The organism is Sphaerochaeta sp. (assembly GCF_050178175.1).
Taxonomy (GTDB): domain Bacteria; phylum Spirochaetota; class Spirochaetia; order Sphaerochaetales; family Sphaerochaetaceae; genus Sphaerochaeta.
In genome coordinates, this window is the sequence record NZ_JBFXGH010000014.1 from 1 (window position 1) to 24,352 (window position 24,352).

28 protein-coding genes, 1 tRNA gene and 1 riboswitch are annotated in these 24,352 nt (G+C 48.1%); of the genes, 18 read left to right on the top strand and 11 right to left on the bottom strand.

The genetic code is table 11. The features are described 5' to 3' along the window. Both AB7S66_RS02955 and AB7S66_RS02960 read right to left on the bottom strand, forming a co-directional pair. A partial coding sequence (locus AB7S66_RS02955) for an IMP dehydrogenase (protein WP_428517899.1) occupies positions 1 to 1,090 on the bottom strand: 1,090 nt, incomplete at its 3' end. A gap of 111 nt (positions 1,091 to 1,201) precedes the next feature. Further along, entirely contained in the window at positions 1,202 to 3,064 is a 1,863-nt protein-coding gene (locus AB7S66_RS02960; RefSeq protein ID WP_428517901.1) for a glycoside hydrolase family 13 protein, read from the bottom strand. Between the two features lie 144 nt (positions 3,065 to 3,208). On the opposite strand from AB7S66_RS02960, the gene AB7S66_RS02965 reads away from it, so the two are divergent. Next, the gene (locus AB7S66_RS02965) at positions 3,209 to 4,270 is read left to right on the top strand and encodes a LacI family DNA-binding transcriptional regulator (protein WP_428517902.1); all 1,062 of its coding nucleotides are present in this window, start codon (positions 3,209 to 3,211) and stop codon (positions 4,268 to 4,270) included. Here the strand turns inward: AB7S66_RS02965 and AB7S66_RS02970 are convergent. Continuing rightward, on the bottom strand, positions 4,251 to 4,880 hold the full coding sequence (locus tag AB7S66_RS02970) for an adenylate kinase (protein ID WP_428517903.1): 630 nt from the start codon (positions 4,878 to 4,880) through the stop codon (positions 4,251 to 4,253). The genes AB7S66_RS02965 and AB7S66_RS02970 overlap by 20 nt on opposite strands. Positions 4,881 to 5,024: 144 nt before the next feature. On the opposite strand from AB7S66_RS02970, the gene AB7S66_RS02975 reads away from it, so the two are divergent. The 4 genes from AB7S66_RS02975 to AB7S66_RS02990 are packed head-to-tail and all read left to right on the top strand — an operon-like array spanning position 5,025 to position 9,180. After that, positions 5,025 to 6,257, top strand: a complete 1,233-nt coding sequence (locus tag AB7S66_RS02975) for an ABC transporter substrate-binding protein (RefSeq protein WP_428517905.1) — start codon at positions 5,025 to 5,027, stop codon at positions 6,255 to 6,257. A 59-nt stretch (positions 6,258 to 6,316) separates the two neighbouring features. Then, positions 6,317 to 7,222 carry a carbohydrate ABC transporter permease gene (locus AB7S66_RS02980; RefSeq protein WP_428517907.1) on the top strand — a complete coding sequence of 302 codons (906 nt, stop codon included), beginning with the start codon at positions 6,317 to 6,319 and terminating at the stop codon, positions 7,220 to 7,222. A gap of 1 nt (position 7,223) precedes the next feature. Then, positions 7,224 to 8,060 carry a carbohydrate ABC transporter permease gene (locus AB7S66_RS02985; protein WP_428517909.1) on the top strand — a complete coding sequence of 279 codons (837 nt, stop codon included), beginning with the start codon at positions 7,224 to 7,226 and terminating at the stop codon, positions 8,058 to 8,060. Positions 8,061 to 8,115: 55 nt separating this feature from the next. After that, positions 8,116 to 9,180: a uracil phosphoribosyltransferase gene (locus tag AB7S66_RS02990; RefSeq protein ID WP_428517910.1), complete on the top strand. Its 1,065-nt coding sequence runs from the start codon at positions 8,116 to 8,118 to the stop codon at positions 9,178 to 9,180. A gap of 558 nt (positions 9,181 to 9,738) precedes the next feature. On the opposite strand, the gene AB7S66_RS02995 is transcribed toward AB7S66_RS02990, so the two are convergent. From AB7S66_RS02995 to rnhA, 3 genes are read right to left on the bottom strand one after another with little or no spacing between them, the layout of a single operon-like run. Continuing rightward, complete coding sequence (locus AB7S66_RS02995) at positions 9,739 to 10,284, bottom strand: chromate transporter (protein WP_428517912.1); 546 nt, start codon at positions 10,282 to 10,284, stop codon at positions 9,739 to 9,741. Then, on the bottom strand, positions 10,281 to 10,835 hold the full coding sequence (locus tag AB7S66_RS03000; RefSeq protein ID WP_428517914.1) for a chromate transporter: 555 nt from the start codon (positions 10,833 to 10,835) through the stop codon (positions 10,281 to 10,283). Before AB7S66_RS03000 ends, AB7S66_RS02995 begins: the two co-directional genes overlap by 4 nt. Further along, positions 10,832 to 11,284: a ribonuclease HI gene (gene rnhA / locus AB7S66_RS03005; protein ID WP_428517915.1), complete on the bottom strand. Its 453-nt coding sequence runs from the start codon at positions 11,282 to 11,284 to the stop codon at positions 10,832 to 10,834. The genes AB7S66_RS03000 and rnhA overlap by 4 nt, the downstream gene beginning before the upstream one ends. A gap of 138 nt (positions 11,285 to 11,422) precedes the next feature. On the opposite strand from rnhA, the gene AB7S66_RS03010 reads away from it, so the two are divergent. The 9 genes from AB7S66_RS03010 (at position 11,423) to AB7S66_RS03050 (ending at position 17,994) form a co-directional block, all read left to right on the top strand. Then, complete coding sequence (locus AB7S66_RS03010) at positions 11,423 to 11,854, top strand: potassium channel family protein (RefSeq protein WP_428517916.1); 432 nt, start codon at positions 11,423 to 11,425, stop codon at positions 11,852 to 11,854. Continuing rightward, entirely contained in the window at positions 11,745 to 12,167 is a 423-nt protein-coding gene (locus tag AB7S66_RS03015) for an NAD(P)-binding protein (protein ID WP_428517958.1), read from the top strand. The genes AB7S66_RS03010 and AB7S66_RS03015 overlap by 110 nt, the downstream gene beginning before the upstream one ends. 25 nt (positions 12,168 to 12,192) lie before the next feature. Further along, positions 12,193 to 12,351, top strand: a riboswitch (cobalamin riboswitch). 51 nt (positions 12,352 to 12,402) lie between these two features. Next, positions 12,403 to 13,281, top strand: a complete 879-nt coding sequence (locus tag AB7S66_RS03020) for an ABC transporter substrate-binding protein (RefSeq protein WP_428517918.1) — start codon at positions 12,403 to 12,405, stop codon at positions 13,279 to 13,281. Continuing rightward, on the top strand, positions 13,278 to 14,258 hold the full coding sequence (locus AB7S66_RS03025; RefSeq protein ID WP_428517920.1) for a FecCD family ABC transporter permease: 981 nt from the start codon (positions 13,278 to 13,280) through the stop codon (positions 14,256 to 14,258). Before AB7S66_RS03020 ends, AB7S66_RS03025 begins: the two co-directional genes overlap by 4 nt. Continuing rightward, positions 14,251 to 15,006, top strand: a complete 756-nt coding sequence (locus AB7S66_RS03030) for an ABC transporter ATP-binding protein (RefSeq protein ID WP_428517922.1) — start codon at positions 14,251 to 14,253, stop codon at positions 15,004 to 15,006. The genes AB7S66_RS03025 and AB7S66_RS03030 overlap by 8 nt, the downstream gene beginning before the upstream one ends. A 19-nt stretch (positions 15,007 to 15,025) precedes the next feature. Then, positions 15,026 to 15,697 (top strand): lysophospholipid acyltransferase family protein, encoded by a 672-nt coding sequence (locus AB7S66_RS03035; protein WP_428517924.1) that lies wholly within the window; start codon positions 15,026 to 15,028, stop codon positions 15,695 to 15,697. 3 nt (positions 15,698 to 15,700) lie between these two features. Beyond that, positions 15,701 to 16,453, top strand: a complete 753-nt coding sequence (locus AB7S66_RS03040) for a hypothetical protein (protein WP_428517926.1) — start codon at positions 15,701 to 15,703, stop codon at positions 16,451 to 16,453. Between the two features lie 64 nt (positions 16,454 to 16,517). Then, a complete protein-coding gene (locus tag AB7S66_RS03045; protein ID WP_428517927.1) occupies positions 16,518 to 17,489 on the top strand; it encodes a Gfo/Idh/MocA family protein in 972 nt (323 codons plus the stop codon). Between the two features lie 4 nt (positions 17,490 to 17,493). Then, positions 17,494 to 17,994, top strand: coding sequence for a heme-degrading domain-containing protein (locus AB7S66_RS03050; RefSeq protein WP_428517929.1), 501 nt, complete (start codon positions 17,494 to 17,496; stop codon positions 17,992 to 17,994). Here the strand turns inward: AB7S66_RS03050 and AB7S66_RS03055 are convergent. From AB7S66_RS03055 to AB7S66_RS03070, 4 genes are read right to left on the bottom strand one after another with little or no spacing between them, the layout of a single operon-like run. Then, the gene (locus AB7S66_RS03055) at positions 17,978 to 18,553 is read right to left on the bottom strand and encodes a CYTH domain-containing protein (protein WP_428517930.1); all 576 of its coding nucleotides are present in this window, start codon (positions 18,551 to 18,553) and stop codon (positions 17,978 to 17,980) included. The two genes, AB7S66_RS03050 and AB7S66_RS03055, sit on opposite strands and share 17 nt — an antisense overlap. A gap of 1 nt (position 18,554) precedes the next feature. Continuing rightward, complete coding sequence (locus tag AB7S66_RS03060; RefSeq protein WP_428517931.1) at positions 18,555 to 19,331, bottom strand: hypothetical protein; 777 nt, start codon at positions 19,329 to 19,331, stop codon at positions 18,555 to 18,557. Between the two features lie 41 nt (positions 19,332 to 19,372). Next, positions 19,373 to 20,212, bottom strand: coding sequence for an aldo/keto reductase (locus AB7S66_RS03065; protein ID WP_428517933.1), 840 nt, complete (start codon positions 20,210 to 20,212; stop codon positions 19,373 to 19,375). 11 nt (positions 20,213 to 20,223) lie between these two features. Then, positions 20,224 to 20,433 carry a zinc ribbon domain-containing protein gene (locus AB7S66_RS03070; protein WP_198890051.1) on the bottom strand — a complete coding sequence of 70 codons (210 nt, stop codon included), beginning with the start codon at positions 20,431 to 20,433 and terminating at the stop codon, positions 20,224 to 20,226. 95 nt (positions 20,434 to 20,528) lie between these two features. Between AB7S66_RS03070 and AB7S66_RS03075 the strand changes: the two genes are divergently transcribed. After that, positions 20,529 to 20,601 (top strand) — tRNA-Met (locus AB7S66_RS03075). Between the two features lie 39 nt (positions 20,602 to 20,640). Here the strand turns inward: AB7S66_RS03075 and AB7S66_RS03080 are convergent. Next, complete coding sequence (locus AB7S66_RS03080; RefSeq protein WP_428517935.1) at positions 20,641 to 21,999, bottom strand: alpha-glucosidase; 1,359 nt, start codon at positions 21,997 to 21,999, stop codon at positions 20,641 to 20,643. Between the two features lie 74 nt (positions 22,000 to 22,073). On the opposite strand from AB7S66_RS03080, the gene thpR reads away from it, so the two are divergent. From thpR to AB7S66_RS03095, 3 genes are read left to right on the top strand one after another with little or no spacing between them, the layout of a single operon-like run. Then, on the top strand, positions 22,074 to 22,589 hold the full coding sequence (thpR, locus tag AB7S66_RS03085; protein ID WP_428517936.1) for an RNA 2',3'-cyclic phosphodiesterase: 516 nt from the start codon (positions 22,074 to 22,076) through the stop codon (positions 22,587 to 22,589). Positions 22,590 to 22,645: 56 nt separating this feature from the next. Next, complete coding sequence (locus tag AB7S66_RS03090; protein ID WP_428517938.1) at positions 22,646 to 23,422, top strand: class I SAM-dependent methyltransferase; 777 nt, start codon at positions 22,646 to 22,648, stop codon at positions 23,420 to 23,422. A 30-nt stretch (positions 23,423 to 23,452) separates the two neighbouring features. After that, complete coding sequence (locus AB7S66_RS03095) at positions 23,453 to 24,280, top strand: tetratricopeptide repeat protein (protein ID WP_428517940.1); 828 nt, start codon at positions 23,453 to 23,455, stop codon at positions 24,278 to 24,280. Positions 24,281 to 24,352 lie beyond the last annotated feature (72 nt).

Consider the following 24,352-nt stretch of genomic DNA (forward strand, 5'->3'; position numbering starts at 1 on the left):
CAAGTACTATTCCCCCATCAGAGCAGATGGGAATATATACACCCTTCTCATTGAAGTATTCATCACGGGCTTTTGCGACCTCAAGCAAGGCTGTTGCCTGTCCTCTTCCAATTCCTTTCGTCTCTCTGGTTATGCAGATCGATCCCCCACCAATGCCGACCTTCACGAAGTCAGCACCGCTTTCAGCGAGGAAGAGGAATCCTTCCCTGTCCACAACATTCCCAGCTCCCACCTTCACTTGGTCACCATACTGTTCCTTGATCCAGGAGAGTGTCAGGCGTTGCCATTCACTGTACCCTTCAGATGAATCGATACAAAGTACGTCGGCACCGCTACGAACCAAGGCCGGAACCCGTTCCTTGTAGTCCCTGGTATTGATACCCGCTCCGACACGGTAACGTTTCTTCTCATCAAGCAACTCATCAGGATTATCCTTATGACAGTCATAATCCTTCCTGAAGACAAAGTACCTGAGTCTGTTCTTCTCATCCACGATGGGAAGGCTGTTGAGTTTGTGTTCCCAGATAATGTCATTTGCCTCACTGAGTGTGATCCCTTCACGCGCGTACACCAGGTTTGCAAATGGTGTCATGATCTGGTTGACCGGGGTATCGAGTGAGGTCCGGCTTGGTCTCCAGTCACGGGAAGAGACAACGCCCAGCAATGTTCCTGAGCTGCTGCCATCATCGGTCACGGCAATGGTTGAATGTCCTTTCTTCTCCTTGAGGGCTATCAAATCTGAAAGTGTATCCTCCGCCCTGAGATTGGAATCACTGGGAACAAAACCAGCCTTGAAAGCCTTTACACGGGCTACCATTGCACATTGTGCATCGATAGGCTGGGAGCCATAGATGAAACTGATCCCACCCTCCCTTGAGAGAGCCTTGGCCATCTCCTCACCACTCACGGATTGCATGATGGCACTACTCATGGGAATATTGAGGGTGATGGAGGGTTCTTCCCCCTTCTTGAACTTGACCAATGGTGTCTTCAAGGACACATTTGCTGGGATGCATTCTGTACTCGAATATCCTGGGATAAGCAGGTATTCACTGAATGTTCGGGAGGGTTCTTCATAGAGGTAGGCCATAACGCAACTCCTTAGAGGGTTTTGGCACCATATTGTGCACAGATATGCCTATCATTGCAAGCATATTGCAACAAATATCTTCCGATTTGTTGCAAACTATCTATGGACAGCTTACCTCCTACCCACCAGAAGCAATGAATCTCTTTCCTTCAGTGCAACCTCAATCGTGTGAGTATGAACAATTGCCCGCTCTGCATCACAACCCTCAAAGCAAGTGATTTGCAACAGTGTATTGTCAAGTGTAATGGTTGTCGGTCTCTCATGCTTTCCCAAGATGCAGAGAATTGCCTCATGGTCTACATAACGAACGAAACACAGGGAGTATGCATCACCGGTGAGCACCTTCCAAGCACCATTGGCAAAGGTCTCAGCATGCGCCGAGCGGAACTGGCCAAGCCGGGTATAGAGAGAGAAGAAATCCATGTTCCACTGTTCCTGGTTCCACTGCATGGGGTAGCGTGCGGATTCAACTGACCCGTATGGACCGGGGAGTGCAATTTCTTCCCCATAATAGATGTTCGGCATACCGGGAAGCACATACAACAACTTCACAATTCCAGCATATAGAGAGAAATCAAAAATCTCCTTATGGGCGTAGAGACGGGGCGTATCATGGCTGTTGATCAGATTCATCTGCATGCACAGCATCTGTTGTGGCATTGAGCTGAGATGGCTTATGAGCGCTTGTGCAAACTCCTCCGCACTGAAAGCTCGAGTAATTCCAGGATCCTGGCCCCAGCCATCCGCCAGGTACCGGTCCTTCTCACCCATCCAGCTTCGCATCGGTCGGCTGCTTCCCAGGTAGTTCATGGTTGCATCCCACATATCACCTTGGAGAAATGGGGTGGAATCCACCCAGTCCTCACCTACCAGGTATGCCTGGTTATGCTCTTTCTTCACGGCCTGGCGGACTTCCCTCCAGATCTCTTCGCACAACTGATCATCTCCCCTCCTTCCTACTTCACTTGCAACATCAAGTCTCCAGCCATCCTGCAGGTAGGGCTTCCTGAGAAAAGAACGCAAGACGGAATCGGGGCTACGATAGATCAAATCACGCAGTTCATCGCTGTTGTAATTAAGCTGCGGTAGCGTCTCGACATCTTGCCAGAACGCTACAGAGCCATCATCATTGATGTAATAATAGCTGGCTTCCTTGCTTGTGGGATCAGAGAGGGCCTTCTTGTACCAAGGATGTTCAGTTCCCGTATGGTTGATTGAAATATCAACTACTACGCGAATTCCTTCCTTATGGAGCGTCTCGCAGAGGTGGGCGAAGGCCTCATCTCCCCCGAGCTTCTCATCTACATGAAAGAAATCGGTGCAGTCATAGCGATGGGTGGTTTTGCTCATCCCAATGGGATTAAGGTAGAGCACCGTTACGCCAAGGCTCTTGAAATGATCAATGGCATCCTCAATACCTTTCAGGTCACCGTTGAAGAAATCAAGGCATCGCCCTTTCTCGAACTCAAGGGGGATTTCATCAAAACCGTGTACAGTGACCTCTCCCCCATCAAACCTGTATTGTCCTTCCTTGGCACCAACGGACGGATCTCCCTTACGGAATCGATCAGGAAACACCTGGTAACAGACAGCACTGCCCACCCACGTTACAGGGACCAGGTCACTGACCAAATGGAAACATTCTGCAAGTGGAGGAACGGAAGCTTTCACGCCCACCTTGCTATAGGAATACGCTCTTTCATCCGTAACCAGGAAGAAATACCAATAGGCTGATGTATCCACCATCTTGAAGTTGCCCTTATATAAGGTACGCGACCCTTCCTGCACTTTTTCCAGCATAATCTGCATCTCACGTCCAAGTTGGAAACTTACCAACCTGACTTGGTTGATTGGGGCGGATGAGTCCACCTGTATTGAAACATTCACCATCTCACCCTTCCTTGGGTAGAGTGGTTGGACATACAGGGCGGAGACATTGCTGTCAATGGATTGCTTCCAGGTTGTATTGACCATATTACTTCCTCATATTGTTTGTTGACTGTACTACAAAACCGGTTTAGTATAACAATATACCAAGTTTTGCGGCTGTGCAACCTGCATTGTTTCCCTTCAATACAACATTGTGGTAGGATATCGGCCGAAGTTGAGGATTGCACCATGGCAGAGCAAACGACCAAAATGAAACGACCTACGATCAAGGATATCGCCCGTGAGAGCGGATATTCCAAGACTGCAGTCTCCTTTGCATTCAATGATCCATCGAGGATCAGCGAGAAGGCATGCAACCAGATTCTTGAGACCGCTGAACGACTTGGATACATCCCTGATCCAATGGCGCGCAATTTCTCACTTCGTAGACATCTCTCCATTGGCTTTCTCCTTCCGCAGGTTATACGGTACTCACTGCAGAACCCGTATGCACAACAAGTACTGCTGGGCATCGGGGGTGTCTGTGAAAAATATGGCTATACACTTACCCTGATCCCACCATTGAATGAAAGTGTAACAGAAGCAGTACGCAATGCAGCAGTTGATGGCTTGATTACCATGGGCATGCAGGTCGATATGGACATTGTCTCGGTCATGAAAACCCGCTTGATCCCCTATGTGACCATTGACGGGACCCCCGATGAAGATATGCCCAGTGTAAACATCGATGATGAGATGGCTTCCTATGAATTGATGAGAACGGTGCTCGAATCAGGACACCGAAATATCTGCATCATTTCACTGGGACAGGACATTTTCGCTGAGAAGGCAACGAAAATGAGCCTTCCACAACGAAGAATGGAAGGTTTCAGGAAAGCGTTGGAAGAGGTGGGGATTCCCCTGGAAGAGGTACCGATTCTGGTAAGTGAACCAACGCTTGCAGATGGGAAACTGAGAGGCAAGGAAATTTTGGCATTCGAAAAGAGGCCCACCTGTGTGGTCTCAATGAGTGACATTGTGGCAATTGGCTGTATTGTCAGTTGGAATGAAGCGGGATTGTCTGTGCCTACGGATATCTCCATTGCAGGATTCGACAATATTGATGGAGCCTCCTGCATCAGCCCTCATCTCACAACAGTAGACCAGCCTGCACAGGAAAAAGGACGCCTTGCTGCTGAAGCCCTGTTCAATATGATAAACAAGGAGACCCTGCAAAGCGTCCATATCCAAATGCCTTACACATTGATCAGACGTGATTCGGTAAAAAACCTTACTTCTGAACAGCCTTGATCAAGGCAGACAACACTTTCTCGGGAGCCGGGGAAGCATCGATATCGACCAGCAGCCCTTTTTCTCGATAGTATGCGATAAGGGGTTCTGTCTGCTGCTCATAGACACTCAAGCGATTCAGGATGGCCTCTGGTTTGTCGTCATCACGTTGGATGAGAGGTTCACCTGTTTCATCATCAATACCCTCCACCTTTGGTGGATTGTAAAGAATATGATACGTTCTTCCTGTGGATTTACACACTCTTCTTCCACTCAGCCGTTTGACGATCTGCTCCCGGTCAAGGACAAAATTTACAACTGCGTCAAGCGTTTTCATCTCAGCGAGTGCGTCAGCCTGGGCAATGGTGCGTGGGAATCCATCAAGGATGAAACCATTCTTTGCATCAGATTCAAGGAAACGCTGTTTTACCATCTCAATGGTTACTGAGTCAGGAACCAAATCGCCAGCAGCCAAAATAGCTTTCACCTGCTTGCCTAGTTCAGTATCCCCTTTGATATGACTGCGAAACAGGTCGCCGGTCGAGATATGGGGAATGCCAAAATGGTTTTTTGCCTCGGACGCGATGGTCCCCTTACCGGCACCCGGAGGGCCGAGAAAAACTAAATTCATGTTACACCTCACAACAGAAGAATAGTTGCATCCTACCACAAAGACCCTATTTTGTCCTCCCCTTGTAAACAAGTAGATAATTTACAAACATTCGTTTATTTAATGCTATACTATAACAAATTATCACTAAAGAAGGAGTATTGTATGAAACGATTGCACGTTCTTCTACCTATGCTGTTGCTTCTTTGTGTATTGCTTCCTGTTTCCGCCCAAGGATCAAAGGCCGAAGCCTCTGATGGTGTAGTGCTCACCATGGGTTCCTGGAGAACCGATGACGTAGAGCAGATGAATCGCTTGCTTGCTGCCTATAAAAAGCTTGCTCCTGAGGTAACAATCAGGTTCCAGCCGACAAACCCGCCAGACTACAACGCTACCCTGCGTCTGCAACTGGACAGTGGAACCGGCCCCGATTTGATGTACGCCCGTTCTTACGCAGCGGGTCAGGAGTTGTTCAATGCCGGCTATTTTGCCGATTGTACCGATATACCGGGACTCATGGATAACTTCTCCGCAAGCAATCTTGCCCCATGGCAGATGGATGATGGTACCATGTTCGCCGTTCCCTTTGCCGCAGTGAGCCATGCGGTATATTACAACAAGGATATTTTCGAGAAGGAAGGACTTGCCATTCCAGACAACTGGGAATCATTCCTCTCACTTTGCAACACCCTTGAAAACAGGGGGTATACCCCCCTTGCCAATGGATTGGCTGATGAGTGGGATATTCTTGAGACCTTCTTCTTCGGTCTGCTCCCCAATTATATCGGAGGGGCCGACATGCGGGTGAAATATGAGAATGGGGAACTTCCTCTCAATGATGAAAACTTTATAGCAGCCTACCAGGCCATGGCAGATGTAGCACGTTACTGTCCTGATGGTTTTGAGTCCGTTACGTACAATGACAGCCAGGTACTGTTCAACAGCCAAAAAGCGGTCATGTTCGTGGACGGCAGCTGGACGGCCGGTGTCTACAAGGATGCATCCTTTGAATGGGGCCTGTTTGCCATCCCTGCTCCAAAGGGAAAGGACACGGCCATCTGCTTCCACCCCGATATGGCTATCACGATGAATAGGGCAACCAAGTATCCTGAGGAGGCGAAGGCATTCCTCGCATGGCTCTGCACTGAGGAAGGAGCAACCACAGCAAGCCAGAACCTGCCCAGTGGATACTTCCCAATGATCAATTTCCCCATCAAGCTTGAGGATCCTCATGCAAATGAGTTCCTCTCACTCAATGCAGGAAAGGAAACTGATGCACGATTTGTGTGGCCCAAGCTGATGAATCTCTATGCACCCATGAACCAAGCGGTTATCAAGGTGATGAAGGGAGATGTTACCGCCAAGCAGGCTGCTGACTCTGTTTGGGCATTGATGTAACGTTCCGTTGTAGAATCCAACTTCCCGGGCTCATGCCCGGGAAGGCTCTGAGGTAGCATATGCGTCCAAAACACGCTCGTCATTTTCCCTGGTTGCTCTATTTGGCTCCAGCGTTGCTTGTGTATATCGTCTTTATGGCATTCCCTCTCATTGACTCATTACGTTTGGGTTTTTTCAGTGGGAACAGCCAAGCAACCCGAATCTTTGTGGGTCTTGATAATTTCAAACGACTGTTTTCTGACCCGGAAATCTCTACTCGGTATTGGGGAGCTTTCTTCAATACCTGGAAATTCTTTTTTGTGCATCTCATTGTCCAGAATGGACTGGGTATCTTTTTTGCCGTTCTGCTGACCCAAGAAACCATGAAAGGAAGACATCTATACCAGACCATCATCTTCATTCCCACGACGTTTGCTGTTCTGGTTACCGGCTATCTGTGGAAACTGATGCTCAGCCCCGTATGGGCTGGTGATTTTCTCGTTTCCATCGGATTGCCGTTTCTCAAGCATCCCTACCTAGGAGATACCAATACAGCTCTCTGGGCTGTCTCACTTGTCTCTTGCTGGCAGTGGCTCGGTATCCCTACCATGATGTTTGTTGCAGCATTGAGAAACATCAGTACCGAATTGCTGGAGGCAGCACGACTTGAAGGAGCTGGCAATGGGAAAACATTCTGGTACATCAAGCTTCCCCTTATCAAACCGGTTGTCGGAATCATCGCCGTGCTTACCTTTGTGAACAACTTCAATGCATTTGATATCGTTTTCGCTATGGAGAACGTGAATGGGGCACCAGAGTACTCCACCGATCTTATTGGAACACTGTTCTACCGTTATGGTATTGCAGGTCAACATCCTATCGGGATTCCAGATGCAGGGCTGGGAGCTGCCATTGCAACCATCACCTTTCTCCTGCTCATGGTATTGGTCATTCCAACCCTGAAAAATACACAGAGGAGTTCCTGACATGAGCGGATCCTTACGAAAAGAGAACAGGCATGTACTCTCCCATATTGTGTTGGTATCATGGGCATTCATTGTGCTTTTTCCTTTATGGACACTGGTGATCAATTCATTCAAGACACGTTTGACCATCTATGAGAACCCTTTTTGGATACCCAAGACCTGGAATTTCTCCAACTACACCACCGTTATTCGGGATGGTGATTTCTTGACCTATTTCAAGAATAGTTTTCTTGTTGTCTCCATCTCTCTTGTGCTGGTAACCCTGCTTGCAAGTCTTGCCGGCTATGCATTGGCACGCTACAAGAGTCGCATTGCAAAGATTATCTATTTCTTTTTTATTGCAGGGATGATGATTCCCATCAAGATAGCCTCAATAAAATTGCTGGAAATAATAAGGACTCTTGGACTACTCAACACCATCTATGCACTTCCCCCAATCTATGTAGCCATGGGACTTCCTGTCGGGGTATTCATTCTTACCACCTTCATCAGGGAACTGCCTGAGGACCTTTATGAAGCAGCCATCATTGATGGTGCCACCAGCGGAAGAATCTATACCTTGGTGATCCTCCCCCTGATCCGCCCTGCCCTTGCCACAACGGCAATCTACAACCTTATCCCATTCTGGAACGACCTATGGTTTCCCCTGATTTTCATCAATGATGAACGGCACAAGACATTGCTACTTGGAGTGACCCGTCTCTTTGGACAATACCAGACTGACTGGTCAAAAGTACTGGCGGTTCTCACCCTCTCTGCAATTCCAGTCCTTGTTCTCTATCTTGCTATGAGCACTCAGTTCATCAAAGGGGTTACTGCAGGCTCTGTAAAGGGGTGACAGACTCACTATCTTGGGGTAGAATCAGAGGCCATTGCTGAGGAGAAATAGCAACATGAATAAAATTGTATTACACGCAACCGACCTTGATGGATATCTCAAGGATTCGGACAAGGATAAAATCGCCCATGTTGATGAGCTGTACAAACAGTCGCTTCATCATTGTTCCGTGCTCGAGACGGCAAGCGATGTAGGAAGACTTGAAGAATCCCGCAAAGGGCTGGTTGCAAGTGCCAAGGAGATTGGACGGTATCTCAAGGATGTCTGTGCAGAGGAACCTTCCATTCACGTCTACTCATTCGAGACCCCTCAGGAACAGCATGGGCAGGCAAGCCGATTGATTGCAAAACTTCGCGATCCCAGTACCGGCCATGAGGAATTTCTCTACTACATCCAACGTGCATACGAGATGCTCTTCTCCCACGTATTTGCTGATGCTGCACTGCCTACCAAACGATCGATCATCACCAAGACACCGGTCACCAGCCCGGTCAGGAACTATGCGGTACACAGAATCCCAGATGTAGACTCCTTGATCAAGAACAGTGTCATGTGTGTTATGCTGCGAGGAGCGCTGCTTCCCAGCATGATTCTCAGCAAGGAGATCCAGGAATACTCCACTGATAAGTTTGTCACCCCTTTTGCCTTGTTCAAGATCAAGCGGGACGACTCAAAGAAGGAGGCAAATATGGATTACATTCTTGATCTGGATACATCCTATTTTAATCTCGAATCACTTGACGGGAAGGATCTGATTTTCGCCGACCCCATGAATGCAACCGGAGGGAGTCTGGTTACCATTGTGAAGTACCTGAAGGACAACGGGGTGAAGCCCAAGTCCGTCAAGTTCATCAATGTCATCAGTGCACTCAAGGGTTCCCTGCGAATCGCCCGAGCCATCCAAGGGGCGGAAGTTTATACGCTCTGGATGGATCCAGTACTCAACGATGCAGCGTATATCCTGCCTGGATTGGGAGATGCAGGAGACCGACTCAACGGTATGGATGACAGCGATACCCCAAGGAACATCATCCAGCTTATTGCTGATTACGGTTCTGCCATCACCAATCTCTATCGAGCACAGGTGAGGGAAATTGAACAGACGGTTCTGGAGCGCTGATGTACAGGAAAATGACTGTCTTGCTGCTGTCCTGCATGTTGCTCCTCTTCTCCTGTACCTCCATGGGCAGTGGGAAACGGGCAGCCTTGGCAGCGGGAAAGGCAAGCCAGCTTTTCCAGGATCAGGAGTATGCGGCTTCTGCGCAGTTATACAAGGAGGCGGTACTTCTCGACCCCAGTCAGGCCTCCTATCAATACAATGAGCAGTTGGCTCTTTTCCACCTTGGTGATGTTAGCCAGGTGATAGAAAAGAGCAATGCTTCATTCCAGAACTTCCCTACCCATCTCTCGTTTCTTTTTCTGCAGGCCAAGGCATTGGCAGTGCAAAACCAGTACGAGCAAGCCTTGCGGGTATACCAGAGCATTTTCAGCTTGAATCCGACGCTCTATGCAGAAAAGTTCGAGGTAGCTGTACTAGCTGCAAACTGGGGTTTCATGGAACAGGCAAAAGCACTTGCCCTCTCCTTGGTGCAGGAACACCAGATGGAGAAGGATGCATTTGCCTTACTCGCTTCAATCGAAGGAGAGGGGAGTTGGTATGCTCATATGGTCCAGTATCTTACGAAGGGAGGCGCAAAACAATCCCAAGAACCGCTCCCAGGAGAATCCAGTACAGTGGATGAATCTTCTTCAGACGAAGTACAAGGAAAACCAGTAGAAGATAGAGCATCGTCTCCTTGACTTGGATGCTTCCTCCATCCAGCAGTGTAGTTCCTAACAATTTCAAGCCCGCGTAGCTGATAAGTCCTACAACGGCAGCCCTCAATCCATAGAGACCATCCTTCACATAGGGATTCCTGTCAAATTGACCAAGAAAGCGTGCAATGAAAATGATGATGATCAGCGATGGGGTTATCTCCCCCAATGTTGCCACCAAGCCTCCCAAGGGACCTGCTGCCTGATATCCGGCGAACGTTGCCATGTTGATGCCGATAGGCCCCGGTGTTGATTCACTGATGGCGATCATATCGGCAATATCGCTTGATGTGATCCAGTGGCTATGGGTCTCGGCAAGGGTATACAGGAAAGGCAGGGTTGCAAGACCACCTCCAATTGCAAAGAGCCCTATCTTGAAAAACTCCCAGTAGAGTTCAAAATAGATCATGCTTTCCTCCGCTTGATTCTCTGTATGACTAGCCCGTAGAGGATTGCAAAGGGAACAACAACCAGTGGAGAGAGCGAGAATGCCAGTGTCAGAGATACTGTTGCAAGGTAGAGCAATACGGTGGGAAGATCGATGAGGCTTTTCTTGGAGAGGGTGATCACCGATTGGGTGATGAGTGCACACACTGCTACTCGGATACCGCCAAATGCACGTTGGACCCATGGATTATCCTGTACTTGCAATAATATGGTTGCAAGCATCGATATAATGACCAAAGAGGGGGTGACTTCTCCCAAAGTTGCAGCAATGGCCCCCGGGATACCACGCTTACGGTAGCCGATCATGGTGGCCGTGTTCACCGCAATGATACCGGGACTGCATTGCCCAATCGCGTAGATATCCAACACTTCTTCCTCAGTCACCCAGTGATGGATATCTATGACCTCCCGTTGAAGCATGGGAAGCATGGCATACCCACCTCCAAAGGTAAGTCCACCGATCTTCAGGAAAGTGAGATAGAGTTGCCAAATTGATGCTTCTCTTCTTTTCATGCTCCGTTTTCCATTGCCTGTCTTACCAGCTGGTCACACCGTTCATTGTCTGTAATACCGGCATGCCCTTTTACCCAGTTCCACTGAACCGGCAACTGTTCGTTGAGTGCATCAAGTGCTACCCAGTACTCTTTATTCTTGACTGGGCTCTTGCTTGCGGTTCGCCATCCATTGACTTTCCACTTCCTGATCCAGCTGGTTATGCCGTTTTTCACATACTGGCTGTCTGTATTGATGACAATCCGTCGAGGATCATACTGCTGGCATGCCTGCAAGGCTTCGATAACAGCCCTTAGTTCCATTCGGTTGTTTGTGGTGGCAGCCTCAAAACCACTTGCTTCCTTCTCCAGTTTCCCGTTATCGGCCCTGAGTACAAACGCCCACCCACCGGGACCAGGATTCCCAAGACACCCACCATCTGTATAGATCTCTATTTCTGCATGATTCATAGACCGGATAGTAATATAGCTGGCCCCTCCGGTCAACTACAGGAACGGAATACAGGCAGGAAAGAACTCATGAAAAATATTGAAATCTTGGACTGCACTACAGTACAGTTATAACATCAAGCAGAGAAGGAGCAGTGCGTGCAACGTCATTCAAATGCAATCTATCTCATTATCCTCATCATACTGCTCATTACCCTGGGAACCGTTGGGTACATGGTTCTCCTTGATGTTGCATTTGTTGATGCACTGTATATGACGATTATCACAGTATCTACTGTAGGTTTCAGGGAAATTGAGAATCTTGATGCAGCAGGCAAACTTTTCACCATCGTTATCATTATAAGTGGACTAGGTTTGGTCGCCTACGCTTTTTCACAGCTGGCTGCGTTCTTGGCTGAGGGCGAGTTCAGACGGATTCTACTCAACAGACGTGTGCAAAGGAGACTTCAGAACATGAAGTATTTGTGGGGCAGGACAGACAAGTGTCAGCCTATTCGAGCAGTTCAAGCGAAGTCACGCAGAATTTGTCATCATCGAGAAGGATCCTATACGCTTCGAAGAGCTTCTTAATCAGGGTTTTTCTGTAATTCATGGTGATGCAACAGATGAAGACATCTTGATGCAGGCAGGTATCAAGGAGGCAAAAGGCCTGGTTTCCACCTTAGGCAATGATGCTGAGAATGTGTTTACCGTACTCACCGCCAGAGAGATAAACAAGAAATTGCAAATAGTTGCCCGCGCCATTGAACCTTCTGCTGCACAGAAACTCAGGAAGGCATGTGCAGATTTCCAGACTTCAGCAAATGGTCTCTCCTGGCGGTACATAATCGATGCAAACCACATTCCTTACTCCCCTGTCGATGTTGGTAGACAGCCATGGTAAGGCTTGACAGCACCTTCGCTACTTCGTAGGATAGATTGTCCATGCCAAGGGAAAGGGGTTGAAGCCCCTGCGGTCCCGCCACTGTAGAGGCTGGGAGTCTGCATAAAGACACTGTTTTTGAACGGGAAGTCGCAGATTCTGAGCATGCCTGAGCCAGGAGACCTGACATGGATAAATTCCGACGGCCTACGGAGTATAGGTCAGGGTATGTTACATGCCCGTGCAAAGGGGCGTTATGCACAATCGAACAACTAAACACTATCTCCTATTCATTGCTTCTTTTCTGCTTCTGACATTCTCCCGTATTGGAGCACAACCGGTACTTGAGATCGGGACCCAAGTGCAATCTGAAGAAATACGCATTGTAAGTCTTTCCCCAAACGTCACCGAGACACTGCATGCATTGGATGCAGGGTCCTACTTGGTTGGAAGAAGCGACTATTGCAACTACCCTGAAGAAGTCGTGGAGTTGCCGTCGGTAGGGACCTTGTACAACCCCAGCCTTGAAACCTTGCTTTCGCTTGAGCCTACCGTAGTGATCAGCAGCGCATTTGTTTCTGATGATTTCCTCGCCTCTGTGGAAAAAGCTGGCATTGAAGTCGTCCAGCTTGAAACACAACAAACCTTTCAGGGCACGTATGAGCTGATCAGAAAAATCGCAGAGGTGGTAGGAAAGCAGAGTGAGGCTGAACTTATCATCCTTTCCATGCAGAATACCGTGCGGGAAGTTGTGAATACTTACCAGAACAAGAAAAAACCCTCAGTGTATATGGTTATCGACTTCGGAGGTTTTGATGCTACCGCTACCGGAGACACCTTCCTCGGGGAGATGATTGAACTCGCAGGGGCAACAAACGTGGCAAAGAGCGCCAAGAACTGGACATTCAGCAAGGAGCTTCTGATGGCAGCCGATCCTGAGATCCTTCTTCTCAATCCCCGCTGGGGAGAAAGCGCAGAAGCAACAATCCAGGAGTTTACCACGACCAAGCCTTATAGCGATCTGAATGGGAAAATCTTGACCTTTGATGCAGATTCCACCAGCAGGCAAGGACCAAGGAGCGCAGATGCATTGAAAGCACTTGCTGAGTTGATCCACCGGGAAAGCGACAAATGAAAAAAGGGTTGTCTGCAACACTTGCACTCAGCAGTGTGCTTTTGATGTTGCTCTCCCTTACCTTGGGTCCTTCCAATATTTCCCTTGCGAATACAATCGCAGTACTCACAGGTGGAAAGACCGGAGGGAACCAGGCATATATCATCTGGCAACTCCGATTGCCGAGGATTCTTGCTTCTTTTTTCTCTGGAGCCATCCTTGGTTGTGCCGGCACGGTCTTCCAAGCAGCACTACGCAATCCCATGGCCGATCCCTTTGTCCTGGGTATCAGCAGTGGAGCATCCTTTGGAGTTGCCCTTGCACTGTTCATCGGGGTTGCCCCTCTTTTGGGTTTTCCCTTGAGTGCACTCCTTGGAGCGACTCTTACCACACTTTTCATTGTAGGGATGTCCCTCAGGCGAAAGAGCAGTAATACGACGCTTCTCCTTACCGGAGTGGCGGTAAACTACATACTCAGTGCAGCGATGACCCTGTTGATGTTTCTGCATCGGGAGCAATATCAGCGCATTCTCTACTGGACAATGGGGAGTTTCTCCACCAGCTCATATGCGCAGGTTGTCACGCTTATGTTCACATTTTTCCTCCTCTTTGTTTTACTGCGTGCCAACCATCAAAACATGGATATGTTACTCCTTGATGAGGCTTCTGCACATGCAGGAGGTTTGGCAGTGGGAAAAACCAGGCTTCTTCTCTTGCTTGCTGGTTCGGCAGCAAGTGCAATTTGTGTCTCCTATTTTGGTGTCATTGGATTTATCGGTTTGATGGCCCCACATGTGACACGATTGCTGGTTGGCCCCAAGCATAACAGACTCCTCCTACCTTCAAGTCTCTTCGGTGGTTTTCTCCTCCTTGCCAGTGATACTGTCGCAAGGGTGATGCTTCCCAGCGGTGAATTACCAGTGGGGATCATCACCAGCTTACTAGGTGTTCCCCTGTTCATCTACCTGCTTCGCAAGGGACGGTACCGATATGGATAGTCTCAAGATCAGCCACCTCTGTGGAGGGTATGACAAACACAAAATATTCCAGGAGCTGGACCTTACCCTTCCCACGGGAAAGTTCATTGCACTCACCGGCCCGAATGGAAGCGGCAAGAGCACACTCCTGAAATTCATATATAAACAGCTTAAACCCGATTCTGGTGCAGTCTATGTAGATGGCCAGGATATTCAGCACATCAAGCAGAAAGAGCTTGCAACCAAGTTGGGCTTTGTCGCCCAGAATGGCAAGCTTGACTATGCCTTCACTGTCCGTGAGGCGGTCTCCATGGGACGCTATGCGCATGATGGAAAGGATGATGGACACGCAATAGAAGCCGCCATGGAGTCCTGTGACATTTTACATTTGCAACAAAAGACAGTGACTGAGCTAAGCGGTGGAGAGATGCAACGAGTGCTGCTGGCAAGGGCATTGAGCCAGGATGGAAGACTGTTGCTGCTCGATGAGCCGGTGAATCATCTTGATGTACGTCACCAGAGAGCTATATTGGGATTGCTCACCAACCTGGTAAATAAAGGGTATACAGTCATTTGTGTGCTGCATGATATGTTGCTTGTACAGGTCTACAGCCAACTTGCACTGGTCCTCAAGGAAGGGAATATTGTTTCCCAGGGACCTACTGAAACAGTATTCAATGATGCATTGCTCAATGAGGTATATCAAATCAGGGCGCATCAGGTATATGATGGTGAACTAGGTCGTAAGGTATGGCTACCGACATGGTAGCATTTAGGATTGTGGATGCATGAAACCTCTAAGCTTGTTCCTACATCGAATGTACCGTATCGTAGTCAAGATTGGTTTGGCTCTCAATTATGACTTCTTTACTTGGCAGGAAGAAGATCTGCCCAAAGGACCCAAAATATTCTGTTCCAACCATTTCAGTTCCAGTGATGTGCATTTTGTCACTACCCTCACTGATGAACCGTTGCATATGGTCATCGGCCCTGCCTTCGGTATCCCGGTTATTGGGTCTTTTCTTGGTTGGACGGAACAAATAAAAGCCCTGAGCAAGGAAGACCGCAGACATGTTGTTGACCAGGCAGTCTCTTACCTCAAGAAAGGGGACAGCATATACATTTTCCCAGAAGGGGGGTTGAACACGCAGGAGGAGATGATGCCATTCAAGCAGGGAATTGCTGAGATGTACCTCACCTACCCTGTTCCGATAGTTCCCATTGGCTTGATCGCCCCACGAAGAAGAGTGAGGAACAAGATCAGTAAAACGGCAAGGCGAGAAATGCGAGTCGTAAGTAGGAACTACTATGCTAATATCGGGAAGGTGATGGAATTCCCTGAAGCCTTGGAAATGGCCAAGATTGATAGAGCCGCTGCACGAGAGATGATCCTGACTGAGCTTAGGAAAACCATCGATTCATTGATTGTCGAGATCAAGACAGATAAGTTCTGGAGTTGAAATATGGATGATGTACATAAGATCTTTACAGATTTCAAGAACCGGGTTGATGAGATAGCTGAACATGCTGAGCATGTGCATTCTGTTTCATTCAAGGCGGAATTGAAGAATGGGACCTCATTCAACTTCTCTTTCAATGCAGAGAAGTTTGCAAAAGCCAAGGACCCGAAAGGGACCTTCAAGTCCTACAGTATCTTCAACGGGATTGTTGATATCGTAGCTTCCCTCTCCACTATTGCAATCATCATCTACCTGATGAACCAGATGGTTGAGGGCCAGGGTGTCAACCTGTTGGTTGTTCTCACCTACTCACTGTTTATCATCAGCTTCATCTGTTCTGCTCTCTTTCATTTCTTTTCCATTGAACAAAGAGCTCATCTCATCTTCTCGTATATCAAGGAGAGTGCAAAGATTTTTGCCTTGGCTTTGGTAAATCTGCTCTGGGCACATTTACAGGAACCCTCAAGCCTCACCATGGTCAGGAGTCTTGTATTGGTGCTGATCGCCCTTGCCTTTCTCTTTCTCTCCGGTAGAACGCATCTCTCCCTGCAGGTAAGTCTGGCGATTACCGCTCTCTTGCCCTTTGTTTCCTTGGCAGTTGATATGAGCCTGGATTCCATTCTTCGTTGCACACTATTCAGTCTCTGGTCAGTCGCAACCTTGGTATTCAAGCCAGTGTCTCGTATGAAAACCAATTCAGCATTTGCCTTGATGGGTGTCCTTTCACTCTCCACAGCACTTGGAGCTTTGTTGTAACGGTATACATTGCACTTTTCTTTCCGACTGGTTGCCTCTATACTGAGTACATCAGGAGGAAGGTATGATGAGAATGGGAATCTTGGGTGCTGGAAACATCGCCCGCAAGATGGCTGCAACGATAGCTGAGATGGAACAGGTGGAAGCCTATGCTGTTGCATCCAGAGACCTGCAGAAAGCGCGTGACTTTGCAAAGCAATGGAATGTCCGTAAAGCGTACGGTTCATATGAGGAAATGCTGGGTGACCCCGATGTAGATCTGGTCTATGTTTGCACCCCACACTCCTTGCACTACGAACATATGATGCTCTCCTTGGAGCATGGAAAACCAGTACTTGGCGAAAAGGCTTTCACAATGAATGCAAAGCAGGCCAGGGAAGTCATAGCACTTGGGGAAAAGAAGAAGCTTCTGGTAGCTGAGGCAATTTGGACACGATATCTCCCTATGCGTCTGGTTCTTGAACAGATTCTTGAACGCAGGGTTATCGGTGAACCACATTCACTTACCGCCAATCTCTGCTATCCCATCAAGGGCGTGAAACGAATGATGGACCCGGAGCTTGCCGGAGGTGCTCTTCTTGATCTGGGGGTGTACCCGATCAACTTTGCCATGATGGTGTTTGGGAATGAGATTGAGTCAATCGAATCTTCCTGCATCAAGACCGACAGTGGTGTTGATGAATCAAACTCCATCACCCTCACGTTCAAGGGTGGCAAGATGGCAATTCTTCACTCTTCCATGCTGAGTACCAGTGACAGGCGTGGTGCAATCTTCGGCAGCAGGGGGTTTATTGAGTTCCTCAACATCAACAACTGTGAAGGGATCAATGTATACGACCGTGATTACAACCTGGTTGAGACCTATAAGCCTTTCAGGAACATCACAGGGTTCGAGCACCAGGTTGAAGCATGCAGGAAGGCACTTGAAGAGGGAGAAATTGAGCTTAAGCAGATGCCTCACAGTGAAATCATCAAGGTAATGGAAATAATGGATACCCTGAGAAACCAATGGGGTGTACACTTCCCGGGAGAATAAGCATATGGAACTCTCACAACAAATTGCACTGGTAGAAAGCCAGGAAGAACTGTTGCAGTTCGATCATTTCTCAAACCGTGATGCATGGGAACTGGGGAAGATCCTTGCCGAGGAAGCTCTGGGCAAAAAGATTCCCATTGCCATATGCATCAGGACAATGAGTGGCAAGACACTGTTCCATTTTACCGCTGAAGGATCGAATCGTGGCTCTCAGGACTGGATTGACCGAAAGTTCAATACGGTCCAGCACTTTGAAACCAGTACATTGGCATACTCCTTATTCCTGAAGAAACGAGGGAAGACGTTGAGTGAACGGGGTTTGGACCCAACCAGGTTTGTTGATTGTGGTGGAGGATTTCCCATTGTTGTCCGATCAGCTGGATTGGTAGGGGCTGTGATGGTAAGCGGACTTACCGACCTTGAGGATCATGATGTACTGGTTAGATGCATCAGCAAGTATCTGGGAAAGGAAAATGTACCTCACTACCCTACAAAAGATCCTTGAGCAGATGCATGTAATAGCGTTCCTCGATACGTTCTTGGGGAACACCCAACCATGAGAGTGCTTCAAGTAGACGGGTCCTGGCATACGGGACCCGTTCCGCACTCTCCAACACAAATTCCATCTCCAAGAACCAGCCAAGGGAAGCAATCTCCACCAGTTCTACATGCAGGGGAGAGAGCGTCTCGTCGAATACCCAATTGCAGGCGTATCCCCGCTTGGTTTTCCTGACATACACCTCATATCCAAGACTGAGGAAGAAGGCATGGGCCTTCTCTGCCTGGTCGGAGGATGAGAGAAACTCAACTTCCTCATTGACCTCAATCCCATCCTTCAGGCTTTTATATTTTCTTGTAAACCGTACATTCCCTGAAAGCTTATGAAAAGAGGGCCCGAATCGTTCCGTCCGTAAACGGAAGAGAGGCTCCTGTCCAGCCAAGGCATAGTAGATATCATCCTTCTCTTCACAACACACCTCCCCAATGCCTGGCTGTTGCTCGATGTCATGCTTGAGCGTGATAGGGTCATCTACATGGGCTTTCAGTTCGACTTCATAGGACATGTCAGTCCTTCCAGGGGAAAATCATATTCTTCAAGGAACGGTGTCCAACACTCTCGCGTTCTTCATAGAGCAGTTCGTCCCAAGGGATATGCTTCCTGTCTGCTTCCGGTTCCTTTTCAAGATAGTCATACTTATACATCATCAGTTTGACGGCATCACTGCTGGCAAGCAACATGCCGGTCACTCCAGGGGCAAGGCCTGCAAGAAGTGCTGATAACAAAAAATTCACTATCTGGTACACGGCAAGGAACAAGGTGAAGAAGAGATTGTCAAATACGATGAGAAAGCTCTTTTTCAGTGTCTTGGCCGGACGGTCACCAGGCATTGCACGAAAGAGCGCCCAGTAATACAGTAGAGCGAAACTCAACCCCATGAACAACCAGAAAAGTATGACACTGAGCAGCGTCCCTACGGCATTGCCATAACTTAGGTAAAAAGGAATGACAAACAGGATAAGTGAGACATCAAGCACGGAAAGCAACCAGTAAAAAAGACTATGCCTCCATGAGTCCCTGATCCCATGCTTGAACCCTTCCCAGCCAGGGCGTTCATATTTTGCATATGCCCAGGTAGAAGCTGAGGTACCTGCTGTAAAGAAGGCAAACAGGCCTACTGTAAGTATCATGGCAACTACAGAGAGTATGCCATGTATTTCCATGAGGCTCATGCTTCCCATGAAGGCAAGCAATATCAAGAGGAACCCAAGGTTGTGGACAACCATCGAAATGAGGTTGTCCCAACCATCGAAAAACGCTTTTTTAATGAAGAATCCAGTCATGCTACAAGAGTACTCATACGCTTGCAGGAAAGCAAGAGGTTTTAGAAGGAGGTTTCATCCGGGTTCTGTGTAGGTCCACAGATATTCTCCATTTCATCGAGCCTTGCCATTTGTTCTGCATTCAACGTGAAATCAAAGATATCCTTGTTCTGGAGAATGGAGGAAGGTGTAACCGATTTGGGAAGCACAACATGCCCTTTCTGGACATCATAGCGAAGACACACTTGGGCGGGACTCTTCCCTACCTCTTCAGCAATGCTCTTGATCAGTGGACTGCTGAGCAGGCCTCCGGTGCCTAGTGGGCTATATGCTTCCAGAACCATCTGCTTGTCCTTGCAATATTGCACCAACTTGTGCTGTTGTTCGCCTGCATAGAGACGGATCTGATTGACCTGCGGTTTTATCTCAGCCCTCTCGAGCAATGATTCAATATGATGTTCACGGAAGTTGCTGATACCGATGCTCTTGATCAGGCCTTGCCTTACAAACTCCTCCATTGCCTTCCAACTCCCTCTGTTGGCATCCTGCCAATGCGAGCGTGATGCAATGGGATTGGGCCAATGGATCAGATACAGGTCAACATAGTCGGTATCCAGTTTTCTCAAGCTTTCCTGGAATGCTTCCTTTGTCTGTTCATAGCCATGGTCATTGTTGTGTAGCTTGGTGGTTAGGAAAATCTTCTCCCGATCAATACCGCTCTCGCGTATTGCGCGTCCAACACTTTCCTCATTGCCGTAGGCAGCTGCTGTATCGATATGCCGATATCCTACCTCGAGAGCGTAACGAACACTCTCATATGCTGCTTTTCCTTCAGGGATCTGCCAAGTGCCAAATCCAAGTTGCGGGATCTCAAGCTTGTTGTTCATCGTAACTGTCTGCATAGTACCTCCTGTCAATTCAAGAAGAAGTCCAAAATATTCCATCCTGTCTGTTCATTTTGTTTGAACAATTCAGTGTACCCACAATTGGTACAAGTGACGGTGATGAACCGTTTGTTTTGGACATCGAAAATCTTGGCAAAATTGCCGCCCGTTGCCTGGAACCGGTCGCTCTCATAGTGAGTGCCGCCACATTTTGGACATACATATCGTTTCTTTTCCATGAACTTAAGCATACCATGGTTTTCCCCAACCAAAAAGTGACAAAAACCCTCTTGACTAACTGTTTGGGCATTGGCTATAGTGTGGGAGTTGTTACGGCGGCATAGCTCAGTTGGTAGAGCAAACGGCTCATATCCGTTCGGTCAGGGGTCCGAGTCCCTTTGCCGCTAGAGAGACCTCCTTGGAATTACCAGGGAGGTCTTGTTATTTCATTGCAAATACCCCAACCACTTACGCTGACGTTCTATCATCACCCCCACAAGCTCTGGTATGTTCCTCATGGTGTGTACCACTGGGTTGGCCAGCAATGCCTGGATTACATACTCCTTCTTTCCTTGCAGCACAGCCTCGGCTGTCAGGTCATATACACCACAGTAGTTTCTCAGGAGCGCGGCGAACCCTTTGGGAAAATTGTCAAAAGCAACACCTTTCATGCCCTTGCTGTATACTTTTGCCGGAACCTCTACAGCAACCCAAGGGGGAAGATCCCCAATCAATCCATTGTTCAGTATGTTTACGGCCAGTTCCTCATATCCGCTGTTCTCTACAATGCCTTCAAGTATACAGACCAGACGCTCGGTTACTTTCAGTTCAATCTTTGGTTCCAAGCGGGAAAGCATTTTTTGATATAACAGATAGAAATCCTTTATCCCCTTATGGTCTACTACCTCATGTGCCCAACTGATATATTCACCAAAATGACTGTCAACGGTGATGGGCAACAAGTGGTAATGATCGAGAATTTCCTTGAACAGTGTCCTGTCCGCCCAGGGCTTCTTGCTTCTTGTTCCCTCCGGCAGTGGACGATGGGTGGATCCCTCTGTAATGAACGCCTCTCCATGCTGCTCCATATAGGAAAGAATATCGGAATACCCTGGTTCCTTTTCGAAAAATGCAGGGGCTTTTTCCAGGATATCAGGATAGGCATCCTTGCCGCTGTCCCGGTAATACGCTTCCAGAAGTACACTGAAATGATTCAAACCAGCACTTCGGGTTTGTAAATTGGAAAAGGGAGTTAGAAGGATTGAGGGAAGATACCGTTCCAGGGATGCAATCTCATGGCAGATCCCCACGAATTTGAGCGATGGATACTTTCTGAGTACGGTTGTCACAATGGCGGTCATCGGGTTGGAGTAGTTGAAAACCCAGGCGTCTGGACAGAGGGAAACAACATCTTCACAGATTTCCATGATGACAGGAATAATCCTCAGCGAATGGAACACTCCCCCCGGTCCACCGTTTTCCCCATACACCTGGTTAATTCCGTACTGTTGGGCTAAGGTCCAATCCTCATCCCAGAGCTGGAAACGGTTCCCCACTTCGATGGAGATGACCACTACATCACAACCCTGCAGTGCTTCCTTCCGGTCGGTGGTTGCCTCGATGGTAAAAGGAAGATTATTCGCTTCGACAAATGCTGTGGCCTTGCTATACACGTTCTGCAATGCCTGGACATTGATATCCACCAGGCTGATGGTACTTCCCGTCAACATGTCACTTTGCATAATATCCCCAAGGGTACCAAGCCCGAACTGTGCACTGCCTGCCCCAATAAGAACTATCTTCATGTTCTGCTCCTCACAACACTATACTATGCTTTTCTGTGACCACAAAGTCTTTGTTTCATTGTATACTTTCTTTCATGAGACTTTTTTATGCACTGCTCTTTCCAGAGACCACCTTACAACAGCTGGCTTCCGTCCAAAGTACCATTGCTCCCTATCTCTCTAAAGGAAATCCAACGAGCAAAGGAAACCTCCATCTCACCCTTGCCTTTCTCGGAGAGCAGGACGAGAAGATCCTTCCTTTGCTTAGTGACATCCTTGAGGCAATGCCTAAAAGAGAGATGGAAGTCCTGTTCAATCATCTAGGAACATTTCCCAAACAGGGAGGTGACATCATCTACAGTGGGATAGCCCATCATACAGGATTGTTTCAGTTGCAGAAAACGCTTATTGCCCTCTTGCAGGAGTATCATGTAGTGTTCAAGGATACCCGTTTCAAAGCCCATGTTACCCTTTTTCGTAGGGCTCGGTATACAGAGCTTCCGGACATCACAAGTTTTGCCAGCAGAGCAAAAAGTATCGCACTTATGCAGTCCCATCGCGTACAGGGGGTTCTTACCTATACTCCTCTCATTTCTAAAACAATACAATAAAAACAGTTGTATTTTATCTCATTGCAAACTATTCCCTTCCATGCTACCCTCCATACATGGATACATATGTTGAGCACAATGCAAGAGCCTGGGATAGTGAAGTTGAAAAACATACCATCTGGACCGATGGGTGCACGGAAGAACAGATAGAGAAAGCACGAAGGGGGGAATTGGATATGGTTCTCTCTCCTTTCAAGCAGGTCCCTCCTTCCTGGGTTGGTGGCATTAAAGGGAAAAAGGTCCTTGCCCTTGCCTGTGGTGGAGGGCAGCAAGCGGTTCTCCTTGCCCTTGCTGGAGCAGAAGTAACCCTGTATGATATTTCAGAAAAACAACTTGCACAGGATGCATCCTATGCTGAGCGGCTCCATCTGGAGATGGAATTCGTCAAGGGCGATATGCGTGATCTCTCATGTTTTGCAGACTCCACCTTTGACATGATATACAACCCAACCTCCACATGTTTCATTGATGAGGTGCACAGCATGTATCAGCACTGCTACAGGATCTTGAAGAGAGGAGGACGACTGCTTACCAGCATCACCAACCCAGTGCTCTACCTCTTTGACGAAAAGAAAGCCTTGAGGAACCACCTCCAGGTGAAATACACCATTCCTTACTCCGACCTCAAGAGCCTTGGGAAAAAGGAGTTGGAAAAACGTATAAGAAAACATGATACCATTGAATTCTCCCATACATTGCAAGACTTGCTCGGAGGGCTTACGGATTGTGGGTTCCATATAACCGGTATCTACACCGACACAGCAGGATGCATGATGATCGACAGTTACATCCATGACTGCTATCTTGCAGTTCGTGCAGAGAAGAGCTTGTAGGGTATAAACCCATGTGTGTATACTAGAGATATGGAAAACTATTTTGCACGATTACTACTCTCAAGTGAACTCGATGACCCGATCTATTTTGCACGGGTGCATCAGAATATCGCCGATCTGGAAAAGAAGCGCGTAGCTCACTTCAACGAATATGGCCCCATGAATCAAGAATACATTCTCCTGATGGGGGATTTGAACATGGCCTACTACCGTGCAGGAGAGACCCATAAAGAGCTGGAGGTTGCTCAACAGATTTATCAGACAAGCCAGATCCTTCATGGTGATGATGATGAGTCAACCATTGAGGCCATGATCGCCTTGGGTAATTCCTATCTCGATGATGGACAGAGTGCGGAGGCACAATCCATTGTTGAGGATCTGCTTGGTCGTGATTACACCAAAGAGAATGGCCCCTCCTATGATCTCTATATCGATTCGCTCTGCCTGCAGGCAGACATCTACCATATCAAGAAGAAGTTTGATGAGGAGCTTCTGCTCCGTCAGCAGGTACTTACCATCCTTACCTCATTCGAAGGATCCACAAGCAGCCAGAGTATCATGGCCCGTTGTGCACTGGGGGTATGTCTGGAGAGGCGGTACGCATGGAGAGAAGCACTTGAGCAGTACAGAATCATCCGGTCCTACCTTGATATTGAATCAGACTTTGCCTCTGAAGCAGAGAAAATTGGACTGCTTGTACATATAGCGCGATGCTATCGAAAGCTCGGGGAAGTGGAGGATGCAAGGACGCTCTACCGGTGGGCCCACAGGAAAGCCCATGTCTATTTTGGTCCTGCCTCTCCATTGGCTTTGAAAATGCAACGGCTTCTCAAGGCAGCTGAGAACAGCAACCGATAATCTCATTCTTGACATGCTTCCCTACAATGGTGTAGTACTTATCACATGTGTTAGCGTGGCCTAACCCTTATA

Coding starts and splice junctions, on each gene's coding strand:
- AB7S66_RS03060 (WP_428517931.1), bottom strand. CDS start 19,331: ATGACTGGATTCTTCATTAAAAAAGCGTTTTTCGATGGTTGGGACAAC.
- AB7S66_RS03045 (WP_428517927.1), top strand. CDS start 16,518: ATGATGAGAATGGGAATCTTGGGTGCTGGAAACATCGCCCGCAAGATG.
- AB7S66_RS03020 (WP_428517918.1), top strand. CDS start 12,403: ATGCACAATCGAACAACTAAACACTATCTCCTATTCATTGCTTCTTTT.
- AB7S66_RS03040 (WP_428517926.1), top strand. CDS start 15,701: ATGGATGATGTACATAAGATCTTTACAGATTTCAAGAACCGGGTTGAT.
- AB7S66_RS03065 (WP_428517933.1), bottom strand. CDS start 20,212: ATGCAGACAGTTACGATGAACAACAAGCTTGAGATCCCGCAACTTGGA.
- thpR (WP_428517936.1), top strand. CDS start 22,074: ATGAGACTTTTTTATGCACTGCTCTTTCCAGAGACCACCTTACAACAG.
- AB7S66_RS03070 (WP_198890051.1), bottom strand. CDS start 20,433: ATGGAAAAGAAACGATATGTATGTCCAAAATGTGGCGGCACTCACTAT.
- AB7S66_RS02960 (WP_428517901.1), bottom strand. CDS start 3,064: ATGGTCAATACAACCTGGAAGCAATCCATTGACAGCAATGTCTCCGCC.
- AB7S66_RS03080 (WP_428517935.1), bottom strand. CDS start 21,999: ATGAAGATAGTTCTTATTGGGGCAGGCAGTGCACAGTTCGGGCTTGGT.
- AB7S66_RS02990 (WP_428517910.1), top strand. CDS start 8,116: ATGAATAAAATTGTATTACACGCAACCGACCTTGATGGATATCTCAAG.
- AB7S66_RS02975 (WP_428517905.1), top strand. CDS start 5,025: ATGAAACGATTGCACGTTCTTCTACCTATGCTGTTGCTTCTTTGTGTA.
- AB7S66_RS03090 (WP_428517938.1), top strand. CDS start 22,646: ATGGATACATATGTTGAGCACAATGCAAGAGCCTGGGATAGTGAAGTT.
- rnhA (WP_428517915.1), bottom strand. CDS start 11,284: ATGAATCATGCAGAAATAGAGATCTATACAGATGGTGGGTGTCTTGGG.
- AB7S66_RS03095 (WP_428517940.1), top strand. CDS start 23,453: ATGGAAAACTATTTTGCACGATTACTACTCTCAAGTGAACTCGATGAC.
- AB7S66_RS03035 (WP_428517924.1), top strand. CDS start 15,026: ATGAAACCTCTAAGCTTGTTCCTACATCGAATGTACCGTATCGTAGTC.
- AB7S66_RS02985 (WP_428517909.1), top strand. CDS start 7,224: ATGAGCGGATCCTTACGAAAAGAGAACAGGCATGTACTCTCCCATATT.
- AB7S66_RS02995 (WP_428517912.1), bottom strand. CDS start 10,284: ATGATCTATTTTGAACTCTACTGGGAGTTTTTCAAGATAGGGCTCTTT.
- AB7S66_RS02965 (WP_428517902.1), top strand. CDS start 3,209: ATGGCAGAGCAAACGACCAAAATGAAACGACCTACGATCAAGGATATC.
- AB7S66_RS03050 (WP_428517929.1), top strand. CDS start 17,494: ATGGAACTCTCACAACAAATTGCACTGGTAGAAAGCCAGGAAGAACTG.
- AB7S66_RS02970 (WP_428517903.1), bottom strand. CDS start 4,880: ATGAATTTAGTTTTTCTCGGCCCTCCGGGTGCCGGTAAGGGGACCATC.
- AB7S66_RS03055 (WP_428517930.1), bottom strand. CDS start 18,553: ATGTCCTATGAAGTCGAACTGAAAGCCCATGTAGATGACCCTATCACG.
- AB7S66_RS02980 (WP_428517907.1), top strand. CDS start 6,317: ATGCGTCCAAAACACGCTCGTCATTTTCCCTGGTTGCTCTATTTGGCT.
- AB7S66_RS03025 (WP_428517920.1), top strand. CDS start 13,278: ATGAAAAAAGGGTTGTCTGCAACACTTGCACTCAGCAGTGTGCTTTTG.
- AB7S66_RS03000 (WP_428517914.1), bottom strand. CDS start 10,835: ATGAAAAGAAGAGAAGCATCAATTTGGCAACTCTATCTCACTTTCCTG.
- AB7S66_RS03030 (WP_428517922.1), top strand. CDS start 14,251: ATGGATAGTCTCAAGATCAGCCACCTCTGTGGAGGGTATGACAAACAC.